Source organism: Streptomyces sp. NPDC048197, assembly GCF_043202395.1.
Classification (GTDB): Bacteria; Actinomycetota; Actinomycetes; order Streptomycetales; family Streptomycetaceae; genus Streptomyces; species Streptomyces siderophoricus.
In genome coordinates this window covers 202269-222582 of sequence record NZ_JBIDAJ010000006.1, presented here as the reverse complement: position 1 = coordinate 222582, position 20314 = coordinate 202269, and the positions used below count along the sequence as shown (strand labels likewise).

General features: G+C 72.7%; 16 protein-coding genes. 5 read left to right on the top strand and 11 right to left on the bottom strand.

What is annotated here, in order from left to right; all coding sequences use genetic code 11:
* Positions 1-38: 38 nt before the first annotated feature.
* Positions 39-959 carry a zinc-binding dehydrogenase gene (locus tag ACGF4C_RS11380; RefSeq protein ID WP_393565293.1) on the top strand — a complete coding sequence of 307 codons (921 nt, stop codon included), beginning with the start codon at positions 39-41 and terminating at the stop codon, positions 957-959.
* Positions 960-1018: 59 nt separating this feature from the next.
* On the top strand, positions 1019-1456 hold the full coding sequence (locus tag ACGF4C_RS11375) for a nuclear transport factor 2 family protein (RefSeq protein ID WP_393565292.1): 438 nt from the start codon (positions 1019-1021) through the stop codon (positions 1454-1456).
* Positions 1457-1463: 7 nt separating this feature from the next.
* Here the strand turns inward: ACGF4C_RS11375 and ACGF4C_RS11370 are convergent, their stop codons facing one another.
* The 4 genes from ACGF4C_RS11370 to ACGF4C_RS11355 all read right to left on the bottom strand — a co-directional run bounded on the left by ACGF4C_RS11370 (position 1464) and on the right by ACGF4C_RS11355 (position 7284).
* Complete coding sequence (locus tag ACGF4C_RS11370) at positions 1464-1961, bottom strand: hypothetical protein (protein ID WP_393565291.1); 498 nt, start codon at positions 1959-1961, stop codon at positions 1464-1466.
* Positions 1958-4354, bottom strand: coding sequence for a molybdopterin oxidoreductase family protein (locus tag ACGF4C_RS11365; RefSeq protein WP_393565289.1), 2397 nt, complete (start codon positions 4352-4354; stop codon positions 1958-1960). The genes ACGF4C_RS11370 and ACGF4C_RS11365 overlap by 4 nt, the downstream gene beginning before the upstream one ends.
* Positions 4347-6548, bottom strand: a complete 2202-nt coding sequence (locus tag ACGF4C_RS11360; protein WP_393565477.1) for a SpoIIE family protein phosphatase — start codon at positions 6546-6548, stop codon at positions 4347-4349. Before ACGF4C_RS11360 ends, ACGF4C_RS11365 begins: the two co-directional genes overlap by 8 nt.
* 172 nt (positions 6549-6720) lie before the next feature.
* Complete coding sequence (locus ACGF4C_RS11355) at positions 6721-7284, bottom strand: hemerythrin domain-containing protein (protein WP_393565287.1); 564 nt, start codon at positions 7282-7284, stop codon at positions 6721-6723.
* A gap of 335 nt (positions 7285-7619) precedes the next feature.
* Here ACGF4C_RS11355 and ACGF4C_RS11350 point away from each other — a divergent pair, with 335 nt between their 5' ends.
* From ACGF4C_RS11350 to ACGF4C_RS11340, 3 genes are all read left to right on the top strand, one after another.
* Positions 7620-8150, top strand: coding sequence for a hypothetical protein (locus tag ACGF4C_RS11350; protein WP_393565476.1), 531 nt, complete (start codon positions 7620-7622; stop codon positions 8148-8150).
* 111 nt (positions 8151-8261) lie between these two features.
* Positions 8262-9212, top strand: a complete 951-nt coding sequence (locus ACGF4C_RS11345; protein WP_393565286.1) for a DUF389 domain-containing protein — start codon at positions 8262-8264, stop codon at positions 9210-9212.
* Positions 9213-9326: 114 nt separating this feature from the next.
* Positions 9327-11165 carry a glycoside hydrolase family 15 protein gene (locus tag ACGF4C_RS11340; RefSeq protein WP_393565285.1) on the top strand — a complete coding sequence of 613 codons (1839 nt, stop codon included), beginning with the start codon at positions 9327-9329 and terminating at the stop codon, positions 11163-11165.
* A gap of 10 nt (positions 11166-11175) precedes the next feature.
* On the opposite strand, the gene ACGF4C_RS11335 is transcribed toward ACGF4C_RS11340, so the two are convergent.
* From ACGF4C_RS11335 to ACGF4C_RS11305, 7 genes are all read right to left on the bottom strand, one after another.
* Complete coding sequence (locus ACGF4C_RS11335) at positions 11176-12957, bottom strand: cation:proton antiporter (protein ID WP_393565283.1); 1782 nt, start codon at positions 12955-12957, stop codon at positions 11176-11178.
* Positions 12958-12984: 27 nt separating this feature from the next.
* Positions 12985-14025 (bottom strand): cytochrome d ubiquinol oxidase subunit II, encoded by a 1041-nt coding sequence (locus tag ACGF4C_RS11330; RefSeq protein ID WP_393565281.1) that lies wholly within the window; start codon positions 14023-14025, stop codon positions 12985-12987.
* Positions 14022-15452: a cytochrome ubiquinol oxidase subunit I gene (locus tag ACGF4C_RS11325; protein WP_393565279.1), complete on the bottom strand. Its 1431-nt coding sequence runs from the start codon at positions 15450-15452 to the stop codon at positions 14022-14024. Before ACGF4C_RS11325 ends, ACGF4C_RS11330 begins: the two co-directional genes overlap by 4 nt.
* 34 nt (positions 15453-15486) lie before the next feature.
* Positions 15487-16326 (bottom strand): SDR family oxidoreductase, encoded by an 840-nt coding sequence (locus tag ACGF4C_RS11320; protein ID WP_393565277.1) that lies wholly within the window; start codon positions 16324-16326, stop codon positions 15487-15489.
* A 167-nt stretch (positions 16327-16493) separates the two neighbouring features.
* Positions 16494-18074, bottom strand: a complete 1581-nt coding sequence (locus ACGF4C_RS11315) for a GMC oxidoreductase (RefSeq protein ID WP_393565275.1) — start codon at positions 18072-18074, stop codon at positions 16494-16496.
* A gap of 131 nt (positions 18075-18205) precedes the next feature.
* Complete coding sequence (locus ACGF4C_RS11310; protein ID WP_393565474.1) at positions 18206-19120, bottom strand: cyclase family protein; 915 nt, start codon at positions 19118-19120, stop codon at positions 18206-18208.
* 144 nt (positions 19121-19264) lie between these two features.
* On the bottom strand, positions 19265-20152 hold the full coding sequence (locus tag ACGF4C_RS11305) for a DUF6215 domain-containing protein (protein ID WP_393565274.1): 888 nt from the start codon (positions 20150-20152) through the stop codon (positions 19265-19267).
* Between the last annotated feature and the right edge of the window lie 162 nt (positions 20153-20314).

Here is a 20314-nt window from a genome sequence, read left to right as displayed (position 1 = left end):
GGAGGGCCCCCGGAGGCCACCGAGGAGGACCGACCACGATGAAAGCCCTGATACCGACCGGGGACCCCGCCGAGCCGGTCGTGCTCGCCGACGTCCCGGAGCCGACCCCGCGTCCCCATGAGGCGCTGGTCAAGGTCGAGGCGTTCTCGGTCAACCGGGGCGAGACGTTCAAGCTGGAGCGTCCGGTCCCCGGCGAGCGCCCGGGGAAGGACGTCGCGGGGCTGGTGGTGCAGCCGGCCGCCGACGGAAGCGGACCGTCCGGGATCACCCGGGTCGTCGGCCACCCGATGGCGGGCGGCTGGGCCGAGTACGTGGCGGTGCCGACCGATGCGCTCGCGGTACTGCCGGACGGGGTCCCGGTGCTCCAGGGCGCGGCGCTGCCGCTGGCCGGGCTCACCGCGTTGCGGCTGCTGCGCGCCGCCGGGCCGGTGGTGGGCCGGCGGGTCCTGCTGACCGGTGCGTCCGGCGGTGTGGGCCACTACGTGACCGAGCTCGCGGCCGCGGCGGGGGCGCAGGTCACCGCCGTGACGAGGGACGCCGAACGCGGCGCCCGGCTGGCCGGACTCGGCGCCGCGGAGATCGTCCATGAGGTCGCCGACGCGAGCGGTCCGTACGACCTGGTGCTGGAGTCGACCGGCGGCCGGGCCCTCCCGCTCGCTCTGGCGCGGCTGGCCCGGCGCGGCACGCTCATCTGGTTCGGCCAGGCCAGCCGCACCCCTGCCACGCTCGACTTCTTCGACTTCTTCCGCGGCCCCGAGTCGGCCGTGCTCCGGCACTTCCACTACCTCGACGCGGACACCCGCCTCGACGACGACCTGGCGGCGCTGGTCCGGCTGACCGACGAGGGCCGGCTGCACCCGGAGATCGGCCGGGTCGCGGACTGGGCCGACACCGCGGCCACCCTCACCGACCTGCGCGACCGCCGGATCCGCGGCAAGGCCGTCCTCACCCTGTCCTGAACCCCTCCGGGCCGGAAAACCCCGGCCCGGGAACGCATCCCGAACGAAGGAGCACACTCATGAGCACCCTCACCGACCCCCGGTCCGTCGTCATCCGCTACGTCGAGGCCGTCCGTGACGGCGACGCGGCCGTCATCCGCGACAGCTTCGCCGAAAACGCCACCTGGGACTACCCGGGCGATCTGCCGGTCTCCCGGGTGTGGCAGGGCCGTGACGCGATCGTCGATGACTTCCTCGGCGGCATGGGGCCCGCCTTCGTCCCCGGCACCATGGAGATCGCGCTGGTCAGCACCGTGGCCGAGGGCGACCGGGTGGTCGCCGAGTGGACGGCGAGGGCCACGACCGTGCACGGCGACCGGTACGACAACCGCTGCCTCGGCATCTACACCGTCCGCGACGGCCGGATCACCTCGGTCATCGAGTACGCCGACACCCACCACGTGGCCCGCACCCTCTTCCCGGACCACGCCGACTCCCGCTCCACCGGCGGCGCGTGAGCCGTGATCAGTCGGTGGCCACCAGGATCTGGGGCGCGGCCTCCTTGATGCGGGTGGTGATCCAGGTGGCCTGGGTGCGGGTCTGCTGCTGGAGCGGGCCGAGGGCGGTCAGCAGGTCCTGGTCGCGGAGGGCCCGGGCGGCCTGGCCGAGCATGATCCAGTTGATGTAGGTGGCCTCGGCCCTGACGTACAGCCGGCGCAGATCGCGCAACAGAAGAAGGCCGGACCCGGGGCGGCGGCCGAGGAGTGCGGAGCCTTCGTGGCGCAGGGCGTCCCGGGCCGCGGTCAGCAGGTCGGAGTGGACCGGCGGGTGGAGGGCGGCGCCGTAGCGTTCGCCCCAGCCGCGGATCTGCTCGGCGTGGGCGTCGCACTGGGCGGCGAGGGTGTGGCACGGGTAGTAGGTGCCGTGGTCGGCGGCGTGGCGCTCGGCCACGGCGTGGTAGGCGGCCGCCAACTCGGTCTCGGCGGCGTGGAGTTCCTTCAGCAGGAGGCCGGTCTTGCTCATGGCCGCTCCTTCGGGGGCTGGGGCGGGGCCACGGCGCTGAGGCCGGGTTCGCTGATGACGACGGGCCGGCCGCCGACCGCGGCATCGGCGACCTTGACGATGCGGACGGCGGTGACCTTGTAGACCGGCTGTTTGGAGACCGGGTCCCATTCGGTGCGGGTGAGTTCGTTGGCGGCCCGGTTGTGGCGGTCGGGGTCGGCCTGGTCGAAGTAGCCGTAGTGGAACGGGGCGAAGACCACGCCGGGCCGGGGTCCGCGCAGCAGGGCGGGGGCGACGAGGTCGCCGCGGCGGGAGGCGACGCGCACCAGGTCGCCCTCGGCGATGCCGGCGTGTGCGGCGTCCTCGGGGTGCAGTTCGACCCACATCTCGGGCGCCGCGTCCTGGAGTTGCGGGCTGCGCGCCGTCTTGGTGCGGGTGTGCCAGTGGTGGACGGTGCGGCCGGTGGTGAGCTGCAGGGGGTAGCGCTCGTCGACCGGTTCGTGCGGCGGCAGGTAGTGCGCCGCCTTGAGGACGGCCCGGCCGTCGGGGTCGTGGGCCCGGTAGGTGTCGGCGTCCTTCTGGGCGCCGGTGGTCAGATCGTGGCCGTAGTCCTCGCAGCGGTCGGCCGCGGTGGGGAAGAGGTGGTCGGTGTAGAGCCGTTCGGTGCCGTCGGGCGCCCGGTCGGTGCAGGGCCACTGGATGCCGGCGGCGTCGCGCAACGCGTCGTAGGTGAGGGCCGACTGGTCGCAGGGGCGGCCCTTGGTGAGGGCGATGAAGTCGTGCCAGGCCTCCTCGGGGCGGCTCCACGGGAGCAGGGGGCGGCCGTCCCGGTCGGTGAGGTCCATGCGCCGGGCGTAGTCCAGCAGGACGTCGAAGTCGCTGCGGGCCTCACCGGGCGGGTCGACGGCCCGCTCGGACAGGTGCACGGTCCGGTCGGCGTTGGTGAAGCAGCCGGTCTTCTCGCCCCACATCGCGGCCGGCAGGACGACGTCGGCCAGGGCGGTGGTCTCGGTGGGGAAGGCGTCGGAGACCACGAGGAACAGCCGGTCGGAGCCGTAGATGGCGCGGATGCGGTGGAGTTCGGGGAGGGAGACGGCCGGGTTGGTGCCGGTGATCCACAGGAACCGGATCGAGCCGTTCTCGCAGTGCCGGAAGATCTCCATGGCGTGGGTGGGCGGTGACCAGTGCGGGATCTGCAGGGCGTCGACGTTCCAGGCGTCGGCGAGCTGCTGTACGTGCGCCTCGTTCTGCCAGTTGAAGTACGCGGGCAGGGTGCCGTCGGCGCCGGTCTCGCGGGTGTTCTCGGCGGTGGGCTGGCCGTTCATCTGGAAGACGGTGCAGCCGGGGCGGCCGATCATGCCGCGGACCAGGTTGATGTTGTTGACCTGGACGGCCGCGGCGGTGGCCTGGTGGGACTGGTAGACGCCCTGCAGCACGGTGGAGACCAGCCGCTGTCCGGTGCCGATGATCCGGGCGGCCGCGCGGATGTCGTCGGCCGGTACGCCGCAGATGCCGGCCGCCTTCTCCGCGGGGTACTGCGCGGTCACCTCCGCCAGGTCCGGGAAACCGACGGTGTGCGCGTCGAGGAAGGCCCGGTCGATCCGGTCGTGGTCGATCAGTTCGTGGAGCAGGGCGTTGAGCAGGGCGACGTTGGTGCCCGGCCGGAGGGCCAGGTGGACGTCGGCCTCGCGCGCGGTGGGCGTCGCCCGCGGGTCGATCACGACCAGCCGGGGGCGGTCCGGGCCGTGCAGCCGGTCCAGCATCCGCGACCACAGCACGGTCTGGGTCTCCGCGACGTTGTGGCCGACCAGCAGCAGGGTGTCGCAGACGTCGATGTCGGTGTACGAGCCGGGGGCGCCGTCGCTGCCGAAGCTCTCGATCAGCGCCCATTCCGCCGTGGCGGTGCACAGCCGGGTGTTGCCGTCCAGGTGCGGGGTGCCGATGCCGGCGCGGGCGATCAGCGCCTGGGCGTAGTACTCCTCGGCGAACAGCTGGCCGCTGGTGTAGAAGGCCATGGCCAGCGGCCCGTGTTCGGCGAGCACCGCCTTCGACCGGTCGGTCACCGCACGCATCGCGGTCTCCCAGTCCGCCGGCCGGAGGGCGCCGTCGGTGCGGACCAGCGGCCGGGTGAGCCGGTCGCCGGAGTGGTTGGCCTGCCAGCCGTAGAGGCCCTTGGGCCCCAGCCGGCCGTGGTTGACCCGGTCGTCCTCCCGGCCGCGTACGCCGACCATGCGGCCGCCGGCGACCGCGATGTCCAGTCCGCAGCCGTTGGAGCACAGCACGCAGGCGGACGGCACCCAGCGCTCGACCTCGTCGTCCGGCACGGTCAGGTACCGGTCCCCGCGGGGCGGCCACCGGTCGCCCGCGCCGTACGGGGTGCGTGCCCCCCACACATCGGTGGTCCGGTCAGCCATCGGAGCAGTCCCTTCCAGGTGTGTCACGTCCGGTGCCGGGGGCCGTGCCGCCGTCGTCGTCGGCCAGTGCGCCGATGAGGAGGAGCGCGATGTCGTCGCCCCGTGGTGAGGTGAGGCCGGTGCGGCGGAGGAGGTCGTCGGCGAGCGTCTCCATGGGCGGGGGCCCGGAGCGGGCGAGGTGGCCGGCGAGGCCGGCGATCTCCTCCTCGATGTCGCCGCCGGGCGATTCGACGAGTCCGTCCGTGTAGAGGGCGAGCACGCTGCCGGGCCGGAGGGTGATCTCGGTCGTCGGGTAGTCGGTGTCGGGGTCGATGCCGAGCAGCAGGCCGGGCGGCAGGGTGAGGACCTCGGTGTACCCGTCCGGATGGCGCAGCAGCGGGGGCGGATGGCCGGCGCTGGCCATCCGGGCGCGGTGCTCGGCGAGGTCGAGGTGGACGTAGAGGCAGCTGGTCAGCAGTCCGGCGTCCAGGTCGGTGAGCAGGCGGTTGGTGCGGGCGAGGACCTCGCCCGGGGGCGCGCCGGCGGTGGCGTGGACGGCGGTGCGGACCTGGCCCATGAGGGCGGCGGCGTTGACGTTGTGGCCCTGGACGTCGCCGATGGCCGCGGCGGCGGTGCGGTCCCCGAGGTGGATGAGGTCGTAGAAGTCGCCGCCGATGTCGGTGACCCGGCCGGCCGGGAGGTAGCGGGCGGCCACGTCCAGGCCGGGGATGCGGGGCAGGCCGGTGGGCAGCAGGCCGGCCTGCAGGCTGCGGGCGAGCCGGTGTTTGGTGTCGTAGAGCAGGGCGCGGTCCAGGGCCTGGGCGACCAGCCCGGCGAGGGAGGTCAGCATCGCGCGTTCCTGCGGGGACCAGGGGAAGGGCCGGTCGTAGGCGAGGACGAGGGAGCCGACGGGTGCGCCGGAGGCGATCAGGGGCAGGAAGGCCCAGGCGGCCATGTCGTCCTGCAGGACGGCCTCGGGGTAGGCCCGCCTGAGGTCCTCGAACGTGGCGAAGAAGCTGGGGACGCCGCTGCTCAGCACGCGGACGACGGGGGTGTCGGCGGTCAGCGTCAGGCCCTCGAAGCGGTCCAGGACGTCGGCGGTGAAGCCGCGGTGGCCGACGATGCGCAGCCGTCCCTCGGCGGCGGTCGTCAGGGCGAGGGCGTGTACGCCGAAGGCGGGCATGATCTGGTTGGCGACCCGTTCGGTCACGTCCTGCACGCCGACCGCTTCGGTCAGCGCGGCGGCCAGGTGCAGCAGGTGGTAGAGCACGTCCGTGCGGCTCGGCCCGGCGGGCCCGGCCGGCGTGCTCGGGCCGGAGCCGTCCACGGGGCGGTCCGCGGCGACGGGCAGGTCCGCGGGCCCGTCCCCGGTCCGGTCCCTCGGCCGGTCCGTGGGTGCCGGGGCGATCAGGACGCTGAGGCCGCCGGCGTCCGGGTGGAGGCGGAAGGACAGCCAGCAGTCCGGTGGGCGCAGCGCGGTGAAGGACACCGGCTGCCGGCTGATGACCGCGGCCCGGTAGTGGTCCTCGAAGACCGGGTCGTGCAGCCAGGGCAGCGCCTCCCACGGCAGCGCGCCGCGCAGCTCGCCGACGGTGGCGCCGACGAGCTCCGCGGCGGTGGCGGTGATGAAGGTGATCCGGCCGTCGAGGTCCAGCGCGCAAGCGCCCTCGGGCAGCCGCTCGGCGAAGTCGAAGGCGGCCAGCGCCTCGGCCGCACCGGGCGCGCGGGTCCGCAGCGCCGGGATGATCCGCGGCTCCGGGCCCGGGAGGACCGGGTGGCCGGTGTCGGCGGCGTGCTGCAGCAGCAGTCCCAGGTGGTGGCAGCAGGCGCGGAGGCTGTCGTGCTCGCGCGGGGAGAGTTCCGGCGGGTGCGAGCCGGGCCAGAGCAGCGCCAGGCCGCCCCAGTCGGCCCCGTCGGCGGTGATCGGCGCGGTGGCCAGCGCGAAGGCGTAGGGCAGGGCGAGGGCGGCCCGGGGGTACCGGCGGGCCATCTCCTCGTGTCCGGCGACCCAGACCAGGCGCCGCTCGCGGACCGCGTCCGTCACCGGGACCGATCCGGCCAGCCGCATCCGTTCCCAGGGGGCGACGATCCGCTGGGAGATGCCCGTCATGACGGTCAGATGCAGCCGGCTGTCGCCCGGGGGCAGCAGGAACACCAGACCGGCGGAGGCCCCCGATTCCTGGACGGCCTGGACCAGGGGGGCGTCCAGCAGCATGTCGGAGCCCCCGGCGGCAGCGGACCCGAAGATGTCCGTCACCGCGTCAGCCTCCCCGGCCGGTTGCCGCATCTGCCACACCGCACATCGACCATATCGGGACGATACGCCCGTGATCGGGCATGCGTCTGCGTCCGGCCGGGCGTGCTGACGTCGCCGCTCCGCAGCGCCGCTACGCGGGCTTCCCACGGCCGGTGACGAAGTCCCTGGCCCGGTCCACCAGCCCGGCCCCCGGCGCGAGCAGCTTGTTCGTCGGCGGGGTGTCGGGCGCGGAAGGGTGCGGACGGGTGGGGGCCATCTTCTTCGCGGTACGGATCTTGTCGCCGAGGGTGTCCAGGGCATCGGCGGAGCAGACCGCGCGCAGCTGGGGGAAGAGGTTGGCCTCCTCGTCCTGGACGTGGCTGGTGACCGAGTCCTTCAGGAGCATGAAGAGCTGGTCCAGCTGCGGGTCGTCGGCGGAACAGCCTTCGAGCTTCTTGAGGATCTTCTCGACCTCGGCGTGGTCCTTGAGCTCCTTGTCGGCCATCGGGCCGCCGTTCGCCACGTGCTCGCGGACCGCCGGGTACAGGTACTGCTCCTCGGCGACCGAGTGCCGTACCAGCTCGATGGTGACCTGGTCGATGAGTTTCTTGCGGTCCTTGTGGCCGCTGGGCATGGCCTCGATCCGGCGGAAGAGGTCCTCGACCTCGCGGTGGTCGGTGGTCAGTTCGTCGATGATGTTGCCGCCGTGTGCCATGAATGCCTCCTGAAACGGTGGGCCGTGCCGCCCGCGCACCGTGCGGCGGGCCTCACCACGGGTTCCCGGGCACGGCGCTTCCTAACGGGGCGAGGGGCGTCTTGGCCCTGGTTGGCGCCGCGTTGTCACCCGGAGGCGGGGACGGGAGGCGGGGCCGGGGAGGCAGTGGGCGGGTGCGGCGGGGGTGCCGTCAGGGGTGCCGTCACGGGCGCGGCCAGAATTTCGGGGCTTTCGCGTGAGCTGCGTCATTTCGCCCGATAGGCCGGGCGCCTAGGCTTCCGGAGGCCCGGTTCCTCGGGCCGCCCCCTCCCCGCCAGAGAAGGGACCCCGTGCCGTTGTCCGCCGACATCTCGCCGGTCATAGCCTCCACCGCGCAGTGGCTGCTGCGCTCCTACCCCGTCACCGGCGGCGCCCTCGACACGGCCCTCGCGCAGGCCCAGGCGCGGCAGGCCGTCACGGTCGCCGCCTGGCTGCGCTACCCCACGGCGGCGGACGCCGCACTGGTCGCACTGGTCGGTCCCGGTGGTTCGGCCCGGCTGGACTGGCTCACCGGTGCCGACGTGTCCGGGCCCGAGGCCCCCGAGGAAGCCTGGCGGAGCTGGGTCGACGAGGTCGTGGCCAGCTGGGCGGCCTGCCTGCTCACCACCCCCCGGCTCGCCGATGACGCGGTGGCCGCCCTCGCGGACGGTGAGCACGTCGCCGGGGTCTCCCCCGACTTCCGCCGGCTGACCCACCCCGACGACCGCGACCGCCGGGCCGCGGCCCTGCTGCGCCACCCCGACCTCCTCGCCCCGGTCGCCGATCTGCACCGCGAGGCGCTCGTACGGCACCTGGACGGCGACCTGCTCGACGCGGACTGCGCCTAGCGGACGGCCCCGGCCTCCCCGCCCGGGCGGGGGTTCTGCCCGTGCGGCGGGTGACGGAGCGGCGGGCGATAGTGGACATGTGCCGGTGTCCGACTGCCGCCGGAGGTCCGGATGGACTTGATCCACTTGCGTATGGTCATGCCGCCCGCACTCACCCCGCCGGCCGTCGACCTGCTCAGCGCGGACGACCGCGTGCTCAACCTCATGGTCGTGAGGTCGGCGCACCTCCCGGAGGGCGACGCGCTCGAATGCGATGTGATGAAGGGCGCCGCGAACGACGTCCTGGGTGAGCTGCGCGCGCTGGGCGTCGACCGGGCCGGATCGATCGCCGTCGACGGCGTGGAGATGATGTTCTCGCACCGCGCCGAGCAGGTCGAGGCCGACCAGCCGAGCGCCCTGGTCCACGCGCCATTGTGGGCCACGGTCGAGGCGCACATCCGGTCGGAGGGCACCTATCTGCCGTCCTTCTACCTGTTCCTGGTGATCGCCGGCCTGATCAGCGCGGTCGGCATCATGTCGAACTCGCAGATCCTGATCGTGGCGGCCATGGTGGTCGGCCCCGAGTACAACGCGATCACCAGCATCGCCCTCGGCCTCGACCGGGGCAACCGGCGCCGGGTCCGGGACGGGTTCCGTGCGCTGACCGCCGGCTTCCTGCTGGCCATCGTGGTCACCCTGGGCTTCGCCGCGCTGTCGCGGGCCGCGCACCTGCAGTCCGAGGCCTTCGACCTGGGCCTGCGGCCCGTTTCCCACCTCATCGACACCCCGGACTTCTTCTCCCTCGTCGTCGCCTTCCTCGCCGGCGTGGTCGGCATCGTCTCGCTCACCGAGGCGCGCGGCAGTGCCCTGCTCGGCGTCTTCATCTCCGTGACCACGATCCCGGCCGCCTCGGACATCGCCGTCTCGCTGGCCTTCGCCGACTGGCACGAGGCATGGGGTTCGCTGCTCCAGCTGCTGCTCAACGTCGTCGTGCTGGTCGTGGTCGGCGTCCTCACCCTCCGTCTGCAGCGACGCCTGTGGCGCCGCGCGGGCCGGCGTGCCACGAAGAAGCCCCGGCAGTAGGGGCCGGCCGCCCGCGACCGGCACCCCGGGCTCGGCGCGCCGGGATCCGGACCCCGCCTTACCCTGGGCGGAGGGCGGCATTCGGGTGGCTCGCACGCCGAAAGGGGCGCCCCGATGAACGACTACCCACTGATCGAGAACCACGGTCTCATCGGCGATCTGCAGACCGCGGCGCTGGTGACCACCGAGGGCGTGGTCGACTGGTTCTGCTCCCCACGGTTCGACTCGCCGAGTGTGTTCGGGGCGCTGCTGGACAAGGAGAAGGGCGGGCACTGCACGGTCCGGCCGGCGCATCGGACCCACTCGACCAAGCAGTTGTACCTGCCCGACACGGCGATCCTGGTGACCCGCTTCATGACCGAGGCGGGCGCCGGTGAGGTGCTCGACTTCATGCCCGTGACCGGGACGACGGTCACGGCCGACCACCGGCTGGTGCGCATGGTCCGCTGCGTGCGCGGCAGCATGTCCTTCGAGGTCGAGATCGCGCCGCGCTTCAACTACGGGCGTACGTCCCACCAGTTGCGCATCACCGAGCACGGAGCGGTCTTCGTCGCGGAGGACGGCACGGAACTCACCGTGCACCCGATCCGCGAACCGGAGGACGAGCGGCTCGTGGACGTTCTCACGGGCCGGGATGCCGACCTGCACCTCTCGCTGACCCTGCAGGCCGGGCAGCAGCGGGGGCTGATTCTGGAGATGGGCGGCGAGGGGCCGCCGGTGGAGGTCCGCCTCGACGCACACCAACGCCTCTTCGACGAGACCGTGGCGTTCTGGCGCTCCTGGCTGACGCAGTCGCGCTACGCCGGACGCTGGCGGGAGGTGGTGGAGCGTTCCGCGATCACCCTGAAGCTCATGACCTTCGCCCCCAGCGGCGCCGTGGTGGCCGCCCCGACGGCGGCCCTCCCGGAACAACTGGGCGGCGAACGCAACTGGGACTACCGCTTCACCTGGATCCGGGACGCCTCCTTCTCCGTGTACGCCCTGCTGGGACTGGGCTTCACGGACGAGGCCCGGGCGTTCATCCTCTGGCTGAGCGACCGGGTCAAGGAGCGGGCCGGCAGCGGTGGAAACACGGGCCCCCTCAACATCATGTACAAGGTCGACGGCTCCTCCGACCTGGACGAGCAGATCCTCGACCACTGGGAGGGCTATGCGGGCTCCGCACCGGTACGGATCGGCAACGGCGCCGCGACGCAGCTCCAACTGGACATCTACGGCGAGGCGCTGGACAGCATCTATTTCGCGCACCGGCACGGCTTCCAGGTCGGGCACGGGGGATGGACCTCGATGCGGGCGGACCTGGACTGGCTCGCCGACCACTGGGACCAGGCGGAGGAGGGCATCTGGGAGACCCGCGGCGGTCGCCAGGACTTCACCTACGGCCGGGTCATGTCGTGGGTGGCGTTCGACCGCGCGCTACGACTCGCCGAGTCGAAGGGGTGGCCGTCGGCGTCCGAACGCTGGCGCGCCGAGCGGGACGCCGTCTACGAGCAGGTCATGGCCAAGGGGTGGAGCGAGGAACGGCAGGCCTTCGTCCAGCACTACGGCGGTGACGTCCTGGACTCCTCGCTGCTGCGCATGGCGACCGTCGGGTTCCTCACCCCCGAGGATCCGATGTGGGCATCGACCCTGGACGCCATGGACCAGGAGCTGGTCAGCGACAGCCTGGTCTACCGCTACGACCCCGGGGCCTCCCCCGACGGCCTGCGCGGCTCCGAGGGCACCTTCTCGCTGTGCACGTTCATGTACGTCGACGCGCTGGCCCGCGCGGGACGCCTGAACCGGGCGCGGCTGGTGTTCGAGAAGATGCTGGGGTACGCCAACCACCTGGGCCTGTACTCCGAGGAGATCGACCTGACGGGTCGTCAACTGGGCAATTTCCCCCAGGCGTTCACCCACCTCGCCCTTATCGACGCGGCCCTCACCCTGAACGCGGCGCTCGACCGGCGGTAGCCGGACCGGTTCAGCCGGCCGGTTCCGCCCCCGGCGCGGACGCCGGTCCCAGGAGGATCAGCGTGTCGCCCTCCTCCGCGGTGACCGGCACGGCCGTGGTGACCGGGTCCAGCCGGCCGTCGCGCCGGACGACGAACAGGGTCGCGTACCCCGGCGGGGGCGGGTCCGAGGCGGTCTGTACGTGGAAGCGGGCGCCCTGTTCGTACCGGGCCACCAGGGCGTGGCGGAGCAGCCCGCCGCCGAAGAGGGTGTCCCCGGCCGTATAGGGGGCGACGACGCCGCGGCCGCCCGGTGGCGGGCCGATGCGGTGGACTGGGCCGTCGACGCTGTCCCGCATCACGATCGAGGCGAGGGCGTTGAAGTCGTCGTCGCCGGTCAGCAGGAAGGCCGCGGTGACCCCCTCCAGCCGGGCCTGCGGATCGGTGGCCGCGGCCATCAGCTCCCCGGCCGCCAGCTCGATCCCGGCTTCCGCGATCCGGTCCCGCTCGTGGGCGAGGCCGGCCCACATCAGCACGTCGAGTCCGGCGGTGCGCAGCGACCGGGCGAGGTCGATCACCCAGGGATCGCCGCCCACCAGGAGCGGACGGGCCCGTGCGGGGCGGACGACGGCCAGGCCGGTGGCCACCGGCCTGGCGGTCAGGCCGTAGAGCACCACCGTTCCGACGATCACCAGGAAGGTCACCGGGAGGATCTTGTCGGCGCCGGGCAGTCCCGCGGCGATCAGCGAAGCGGAGAACGTCGTGGCGGTGGACGCGGCGACGATGCCGCGCGGGGCCATCCAGCCGGTGAAGGCGCGTTCCGGGGCGGTGAGTTCGGTCCCCGCCGTGGACAGCAGGGCGACCAGGGGCCTGACCACCAGGACGAGCACGGCGACGAGCGCGAGGGTGGGCAGCAGCACGGGGACGAGGGACTCCGGCGTCACCGTCGCCGAGATGGAGACGAACAGCAGGCCGATGATGAGCTGGACGAGCGTCTCGAAGAACGGCCGCCGGGCGGGCATGTCGAAGCCGGGGAGGTTCGCCACGATCAGCCCGGTGACGACCGCGGCGATCAGCCCGGTGTCGTCGTAGACCATGTCGCAGCCCGCGGCCACCGCGACGACGGTGGCCAGCTGGGCGAGGGTGCCGAGCGTCTCGCCGAGCCCGAGCCGCCGGAGGGTGAACCACAGCAGTGCGGCACCGGCCACCCCGGCCGCGGTCCCCAGGGCGATACCGGCGACGAAGTCCGCGGCCCGGAACCCGTGTCCGGTCCGGAAGCCGCCGGAGATGACGGAGTGGAAGACGACGGCGCCGAGGATGCCGCCGACGGGATCCACCAGGGACCCTTCCCACAGCAGGACCCGCCGTACCTTGTCCGACGGCCTGACGTGTTCGAGCAGCGGAGCGACGACGGTCGGACCGGACACCACGAGGATCACGCCGATCATGCAGGCGACGGCGAACGGCACGCCGTACAGGGCCGGTCCCAGGGCCATGACGCTGCCCGCGGTGAGCAGCACGCCCAGCACGATGAGGCGCACGACGACGGTCCGCGTCGCGCCCTTGAGGTGGCGCAGGTCCAGTCCCAGGCCGGCGTCGTAGAGGATGAGCGCCACCGACAGCGACACCAGGGGCGAGAAGGCCGGCCCCAGGAGTGTGTCGGGACGGACGGTGTCGGTGAGCGCTCCGGCGGCGAACCCGGCCGGCAGCAGCAGGATCAGGGCCGGGATCCGCAGCCGGCCGGCGAGGATCTGGCAACCGACGGCGAGGGCCACGGTCAGTCCGACGCCCAGCAGGATCTGGTCCCTGCTCATCGGGCCGCCGCCGTTCGGCGCGCGAGGTCAGCCCTCGTCGCCGGCACCGGTGCGCCGCAGGTCGGCATCGGTGAGACCCTCCAGCTCACCGTGGGTGTCCAGCCAGTACAGCAGGGCCACCGCCGGGATGATCAGGACGACGGCGACGAGGGTGACGAGGCCCAGCCAGCGGAGCGTGGTGTGCGCGCCGGCCCCCTCGGCCACGGTGAGCGAGGTCGGGATCAGGTACGGGCGCTGCGCCATCCCCCAGGCGAGCACGGCGGAGGCGACCAGACCGACCGCCGCGATGCGTGACCAGGCCCCGGAGGGCCGGATCAGCAGCCAGACGGTGGCGCAGGTGGCCAGCGCCGCGAGGACGACGAAGACGAGCCCCACCCCGTGGGTGAGCCCGTGCCAGACGTACGGCGCGTCCCCGTGGGTGACGAACAGGGTGAGGACGGCGAGCACGGCGACGACGGCCAGGGCACCCAGCGCCCGGCGCCGGAAGTACCGGTCGAGGTCCGGCGCGGCGAAGCGCCGGGCGTCCGCGGCGAGGAACACCGCTCCGAGCAGGGCCGTGGTCGCCACGGCGAGCAGCCCGAACAGGACGGAGGTGGGATTGGCCCAGGCGTCCGCCGACGCCGTCGCGCCCGCAGTCACCCGGCCCGAGGCCACACCCCCGGCGGCGGCGCCCAGGAAGAACGGCGTCAGCAGCGAGGAGACGGCGAAGACCGCCCCGTACAGGCGCCGGCCGGCCAGCCGCCTGGCGGGCTTGCGCAGGGCGAAGCCGGCACCGCGCAGGACGATGCCCACCGCGGCCAGCGCCAGGGGCAGCCACATCGCCAGGAACACCCGCGCGAAGAGGACCGGGAAGCCAGTCCACATGATGACCAGCACGAAGATCAGCCAGACGTTGTTGACCTCCCAGACGGGCTCCATGGCGTGGTCGATCAGCCTGCGGGGGCGCTCGCCCCGCGCCGCTCCGCCCGCGGTCAGGTCCCAGAATCCGGCGCCGTAGTCGGTGCCCCCGGCGCAGGCGTAGGCGACGACGCCCAGCAGCAGGACGACGGCGATGACCCCGGCGATCACGGCCGGCTCCCGAGGGACCGCGGCCCGTACGGTGTGTCCGTCTCCGGTGTCTCCGTGGGTGGTTGCGGCCCGCCCGTGCCGTCGGCGAGCCGCCAGCGGGAGCGCATCTTCAAAAGGATCAGCAGCAACGACCCGAACACGAAGACGTACACCACGACGACCAGGGCGAACATGATCCACAGGCTGGTGGAGCGGGTCGCCGTGACCGCCTCCGCGACCCGCATGTTCTGGTAGACGATCCACGGCTGGCGGCCCACTTCGGTGGTGATCCAGCCGCACTCCACGGCGACGACGGAGGCCACGCCCGCGCACGCCGCGCCGCGGAAGAACCACGGGGAGGCCGGCAGCCGGCGGCGCCACAGCCACAGGGCGCCGTACCAGAGCGCGAGCAGGAGCAGCAGGGAGCCGATCCCGACCATGATGTCGAAGGTCCAGTGGACGAGGGTGGCCTGAGTGGCCGTCGGCCGGTCGCCGGCCGGGACCGTGGTCAGCCCGGTGACCTTGGTGTCCGGCCGGAAGCCGGCCAGGATGGAGTCGAGTTGGGGGATCTTGAGGCCGCCGGAGATGGTCCCGTCGGGATGCAGCCGGCCGAAGAGGTACTCCGGCACGTGGGTGTCGGTCCTCCAGACGATCTCCATCGCGGCGAATTTCACCGGCTGCTTGTGGAAGACCTGCCGGGCGATGGAGTCGCCCAGGAAGAACTGCACGGGGGTGAACACCGCGGCGAGCGTGAAGGGGATCGTGAAGCCGAGCCGGTGGTACCGGTCGCGGCGGCCCCGCAGCCAGCCCACGGCGTAGACGCCCGCCGTGACGTAGCCCGCCGTGACGAACATCGCCACGACGAAGTGCCAGTACTCCGGGCCGAACATGGGCGTGAAGATCGCCTTGCGGACGTCGACGTCCACCGGGTTGCCCGCGGGGTCGAGGCCGAAGCCGCGGGGGGTGTTCATCCACGAGTTGGCGGCCAGGATCCCGAAGGCGCCCAGCAGGGCCGCGAAGGGCAGCGGCACCGCGAGCAGGAAGTGGGCGCGGGAGGGCAGTCTCCGCCAGCCGTAGAGGTAGACGGCGATGAGGACCGCCTCCAGGAAGAAACCCCACGCCTCCACCCCGAAGCCGAGACCGAAGACATCGCCCCAACGGCCCATCATGCCCGGCCACAGCAGCCCGAACTCGAAGGACAGCACGGTGCCGGTGACGACGCCGATCGCGAACTGGACCGCCATGACCGCCGACCAGCGCCGGGCCAGCAGCAGGGCGGTCGGGTCGTTCCGGCGCAGTCCGTAGCCGTGCATGATGAGCGTGATCAGCGGCAGCGCCACCCCCAGCGGCACCAGGATGATGTGCGTGGCGAGGGTGAAGGCCATCATCGATCTGGCCGGGAGCAGCTGCGCGGGCGCGTCCGCCAGCAGCGCGAGCGTGGTGTGCATGGAGTCTCCTCGGGACCGACGTGGGTGGGGTCGGTCAGCCGCCGGTGGCGAACCCGGGGAAGAGGGTCATCCCGCCGTCCACGTAGAGGGTGGCGCCCACGACGTAGTCCAGGAGGTCGGAGGCGAGCGCGACGGCCGCGTAGGCGATGTCCTCGGGGGCGCCGACGCGGTCGTAGGGGATCAGTTTCAGGAGGTCCTGCTGGGCCTCGGGGGTGTCCCAGGCATCGCGGTTGATGGGGGTCTTGATGGCTCCGGGGGCGATCGCGTTGACGCGGATCTTCTTCGGGGCGAGTTCCTGCGCCAGCGTCTCCATCATCATCTGCACACCGCCCTTGGAGGCGGCGTAGTTGACGTGGCCGGCCCACGGGATGATCTGGTGCACCGAGCTCATGCAGATGATCTTGCCCGCCGCACGCGACACCTCGGGGACGACCCCGCGCCGCAGGAACTCCTTGGTCGCCTCGCGGGCACAGAGGAACTGCCCGGTGAGGTTGACGTCCAGGACCTTCTGCCACTGGGCGAGGGACATGTCGGTGAACGACGCGTCACGCTGCAGTCCGGCGTTGGCCACGAGGATGTCGACGGTGCCGAACTCCTTGACCATCCGGTCCGTCATGGCGACGACCTGCCCCTCGTCGGAGACGTCCGCCTCGTAGGCCGCCGCCCGCACTCCGAAGGACGCGATCTCCTCGACCACCTTCTCGGCTTCGTCGCGGCCGGCCACGTAGTTCACGACGACGTCGGCGCCGGCCCGGCCCAGGGCGACGGCGGTGGCCCGGCCGATGCCCGAATTCGCGCCGGTGACCAGCGCCTTCTGGCCCTTCAGCAGAGCCGCGGGGATCACGTCCTGGGGTGCGCCCTCGGGGGAACTCACGATGCCCTACTCCTCCACTGCATGGCCCGGGACCATCCGGGCGCATGGCCCGGAGGTGCAGGCGTCACACAACCACCGGGGAGGGGTGACGGTGCGGCGGAGCGGTCCGCTTTGCGCTGCCCGGCTGACGATCTTCGCCCGATCGGTGGTGCGTCGCCGCGGGCCGGTCAGCCGAGCCGGGCGAGGAGGTGGTCGCCCACCCGCAGGGCATTCGCGATGGCCGTCAGGGACGGATTGACCGCGCCGATGCTCGGGAAGAAGCTGGTGTCGACGACGTAGAGGTTGTCCAGGTCGTGGGCCTTGCAGTTGAGGTCGAGGGCCGAGGACGCCGGGTCGTCGCCGAACCGTACGGTGCCCGCCTGGTGGGCGGTGGCGCCGATCGGCATGCCCTTGTGCAGGTAGATGCTGTGGGACAGCAGATGGTGCTCGTGCATGCCGAGGTGGCCGAGCATGTGCTGGAGCTTGTGCCGCAGACGGGTCAGGCCGGCGATGTTGTTGGTCTCGTCGAGGGCGAGGTGGATGCGGCCGTCGGCGTCCAGGGTGACCCGGTTGTCCGGCTGCGGCAGGTCCTCCCCGCACAGCCAGAAGTCGACGGCGTGGTGGGCCAGGACCTCGAAGGGCATGTCCGGGGTGACCGCGCCGGCCCAGCGCGGCGCCTCGCCGTGGATCTGCTCGGCGTCCGACTTGCCGAGCATCTGGATCCCGCCGAGCGGGTAGTCCCAGTCGTCCGCGCCCAGGTACCAGTCGTGCAGGGCGAGGGTCTTCTGGAACTGGGTGTCGTTGGGCTCCTTCGAAATCGCCATCAGCGCGAGGTTGTTGTGCCGCATGTAGTGGCGGCCGACCACGTCGGAGCTGTTGGCCAGCCCGTGGGGATGGTGGTCGTCGGCCGAAGCCAGCAGAAGCGCCGCGGAGTTGACCGCCCCGCAGGCCACGACCACGATGTCGGCCGAGAACCGGGCCTGCTCCGCGTCCGGGAGCTCGGCGACGACGGTGGTGACGCTGCGTCCGGCCGGATCGGTTTCGAGCCTGGTCACCCGGGCGTGGGTGACCAGCTCGACGCCGGGGTGCCGTAGTGCCGGCTCCACACAGATGACCTGGGCGTCGGACTTGGCGCGGACCAGGCACGGGAAGCCGTCCACCCGGTTGCAGCGGATGCAGACGCTGGAGTGGGCCGCCCGCCCGTTCCCGTCCTGGGTGAGGTCGACCCCGATGGGCAGGTGGAAGGGGTGCAGTCCGCGCTTCTCCAGATCGTCGCTCAACTGCTGGATGCGCGGCTCGTGTTCCACCGGCGGGTAGGCGTACGGTCCGCTGCACGGCCCTTCCCAGGGGTCCTCGCCGTGCCGGCCGTGCACCAGGTAGAGGTGTTCCGCCTGGGTGTAGTACGGCTCCAGGTCCTCGTAGCGGAGCGGCCAGGCGGGAGAGACACCGTCGTGGTGGCGCAGCTCGCCGAAGTCCTCCGGGCGCAGCCGGAACAGCGCCGCGCCGTAGAACTTGGTGTTGCCGCCGACGTAGTAGTTGACCTCGGGCGGGAACTCGTTGCCGTGCCGGTCGAGCCAGAACTCCGGGGCCCGGTACTTCGCCTTGACGAAGACGGCGGTGGAGTCCCAGTTGTCGCGTTCGCGCGGCAGCCAGCCGCCGCGTTCGAGGAGGAGCACCCGCTTGCCGGAGGGGGCGAGCCGGTGGGCGAGGGTGCCACCGCCGGCGCCGGTGCCGATGATGATGACGTCGTAGTGGGAGGTGTCGCCCACAGCGACCACCGTCCTTGCCGTTGCGGTCGCCGGCCGCTGCCGGGACCTGCCGGTAGCCTTCTGGCGCTCCTTCGAACGTATACGCCCCGGGACGGCGCGGCACCTGGAAGGGGCCGCGCCGTCCGGGCCGGTCACAGGACGGCGATCGGGTTCACCGGGGAGCCGGTGGCAGCCGGGAGCCGCAGCGGGGCGACCACGCACAGGAAGTGCCAGCGGCGCAGCTGCGCGCACACCGGTACCAGCTCCTCGAAGTTCAGGTAGTCCATGAGATGCAGCCCCAGGGCGTTCACGGCCAGCACGTGCACCGGGAACGGGACCTCGGCGACCGCGCTGGGTGCCGTGTCGTTGTTGCCGTCCGACCCCAGGGCGGCCACCCGCCGCTCGGCGAGGAAGGGCAGCGCAGCCGGGTGCAGGCCGGCCCGCTGCTGCGCGGCGTTCCAGGCGCCGAGGCTGCGGCGCCGGCGGCGGTGCCCGACGCGCACGAACAGCACATCGCCCGGCCCGACCGTGACGCCCTGGGCCGCCTCGGCCGCGGTGAGGTCGTCGGCGGTCACGTGGTCGCCGGGCTCCAGCCACGGCACCCGGCGCAGGCGCGGGACGTCCAGCAGCACCCCGCGGCCGACGATGCCGTCGCGCACCAGGTCCGCGGTGAGCGCGCCGGCCCCGTCCGGCGTCACGCTGCTCGCCGGAACCCCGCCGTAGAGCTCGCCGTCGAACATCACATGGCACAGCGCGTCGAGGTGGCTGTCCGCGTCCCCGTGCACGTTCATGGCGAACCGGTCGAGGGCGAAGTGCAGTCCGGGGGCGTCGGCCTCGCCGGGCGCCGGTGCGGTCATCCGGTGGGTGGCGGGCTGCGGGTCGTCCGGCACCGGCGTGGTCCCGATCGGGGCGGCCAGCGATACGGTGCGGCCGGCCCGCACCTCGGTGGCGGCGGCCACCACCCGCTCGGGGGTCAGGTGGCCCAGTGCTCCGCGCCCGGGATCCGGGCCGTCCAGCGCCTGCTCACGCAGCCGGCGGTACAGGGAGCGGAAGGCCGCCTCGGACATGCGGTGCCGGGCCCCGGGCGGCGACGTCGCGCCTTGCTGCGCACGATCCGGCACGTGAGCTCCTCCTCGTCCGGCGCGGGGCCCTGGTCCCAGGGTCGGCCGCCGCCGCTCCCCCCGCATCCCGGAAGCCGGCCCACGGCATCGTCAGCCGGCGTCCCAGCCCGGAACCGTCGGCAGCACCTTCTCGGCGACGCGGAGCAAGGCCGCGTCATCGGGCATCCCCTCGTCCTCCCGCCAGACGACGATGTCGAAGGAGCCGCCGCCGTCCTTGGCGTTCCGGGCGACCTGCAGGCGGCGGGCGATACCGCCGGGCGCGGTGTCGGCCTTGCCTGGCTTGCCACCCTCGAAGTTGAAGCGGATGGCGATGGTCCGGTCCGAGGAGAGGACCGCGGGACGCCCCAGAACCGTCCGCTTCTCCGCGGCATTGCCCAGCAGGTCGGCCGTCCTGGCGACCGAGAGGTCGTCGGAGGACGCCGAGAGCTGCACGGAGTAGGTCTTCAGCGTCACCTTCGCCTCGGGGGTGACGAACTTTGTGCCGCCGGCGAGCTTGGTCGTGCTCTCGCTGCCGTCAGCGGTCTCCGCACGCTCCGCCGGCGTTCCGAGGAGCTCCGGCAGGTCCGCACGGTTCAGCGCCGTGCACAGCTGCGCCCCCGAAACGTGCTGCGACGCACCGTGCTTCGAGCCAGCATGCTTCGGCGGCCGGGCGTCGTCGTGCGCGGGCGAGCAAACAGCCGGCTTGCTCTCCTCGACCTCCTGCCCCGAAGCCGTCGCCATGACCCACATGCCCCCCGCGAGGCCCCCGACCAGCACCACCGCCGCGACCACCTGCGCCCCGGCATTCATCCCCTTCTCGGGCCCGGCCTTGGCTCCGGCCGTGGATCTGTCGAATTCCCCGTCCATGTCCCCCACTTCCCCCACTTCCCGCACGTCCCCCATCTGCTGATTCGCGCCGCATGTGCGCCGGGGGAGCGTAACCGGTGATCGTTTCGCAGCCAAGCAAAAACCGGGCCCGGGCACCATCGAGGTGGTCACCTTCGGAGCCGACCGCCCCGGCCCGGAAGGCGGTTCCCGGCAGGTCTGCCGCCGGGCCGTCACATGAGGTGCCGGCTCCGGCGCTGCCGCGGGGCCGTGCGGCCCCTCATGGTGGGAGCGCGCACCCCCGTGCCCGGAACTATGGCGTCCCACCACATGGGC

Excerpts from the sequence above, each read along its gene's own strand:
- ACGF4C_RS11380 (WP_393565293.1), top strand. The coding sequence starts at position 39 with ATGAAAGCCCTGATACCGACCGGGGACCCCGCCGAGCCGGTCGTGCTC.
- ACGF4C_RS11375 (WP_393565292.1), top strand. The coding sequence starts at position 1,019 with ATGAGCACCCTCACCGACCCCCGGTCCGTCGTCATCCGCTACGTCGAG.
- ACGF4C_RS11370 (WP_393565291.1), bottom strand. The coding sequence starts at position 1,961 with ATGAGCAAGACCGGCCTCCTGCTGAAGGAACTCCACGCCGCCGAGACC.
- ACGF4C_RS11365 (WP_393565289.1), bottom strand. The coding sequence starts at position 4,354 with ATGGCTGACCGGACCACCGATGTGTGGGGGGCACGCACCCCGTACGGC.
- ACGF4C_RS11360 (WP_393565477.1), bottom strand. The coding sequence starts at position 6,548 with ATGCTGCTGGACGCCCCCCTGGTCCAGGCCGTCCAGGAATCGGGGGCC.
- ACGF4C_RS11355 (WP_393565287.1), bottom strand. The coding sequence starts at position 7,284 with ATGGCACACGGCGGCAACATCATCGACGAACTGACCACCGACCACCGC.
- ACGF4C_RS11345 (WP_393565286.1), top strand. The coding sequence starts at position 8,262 with ATGGACTTGATCCACTTGCGTATGGTCATGCCGCCCGCACTCACCCCG.
- ACGF4C_RS11340 (WP_393565285.1), top strand. The coding sequence starts at position 9,327 with ATGAACGACTACCCACTGATCGAGAACCACGGTCTCATCGGCGATCTG.
- ACGF4C_RS11335 (WP_393565283.1), bottom strand. The coding sequence starts at position 12,957 with ATGAGCAGGGACCAGATCCTGCTGGGCGTCGGACTGACCGTGGCCCTC.
- ACGF4C_RS11325 (WP_393565279.1), bottom strand. The coding sequence starts at position 15,452 with ATGCACACCACGCTCGCGCTGCTGGCGGACGCGCCCGCGCAGCTGCTC.
- ACGF4C_RS11310 (WP_393565474.1), bottom strand. The coding sequence starts at position 19,120 with ATGTCCGAGGCGGCCTTCCGCTCCCTGTACCGCCGGCTGCGTGAGCAG.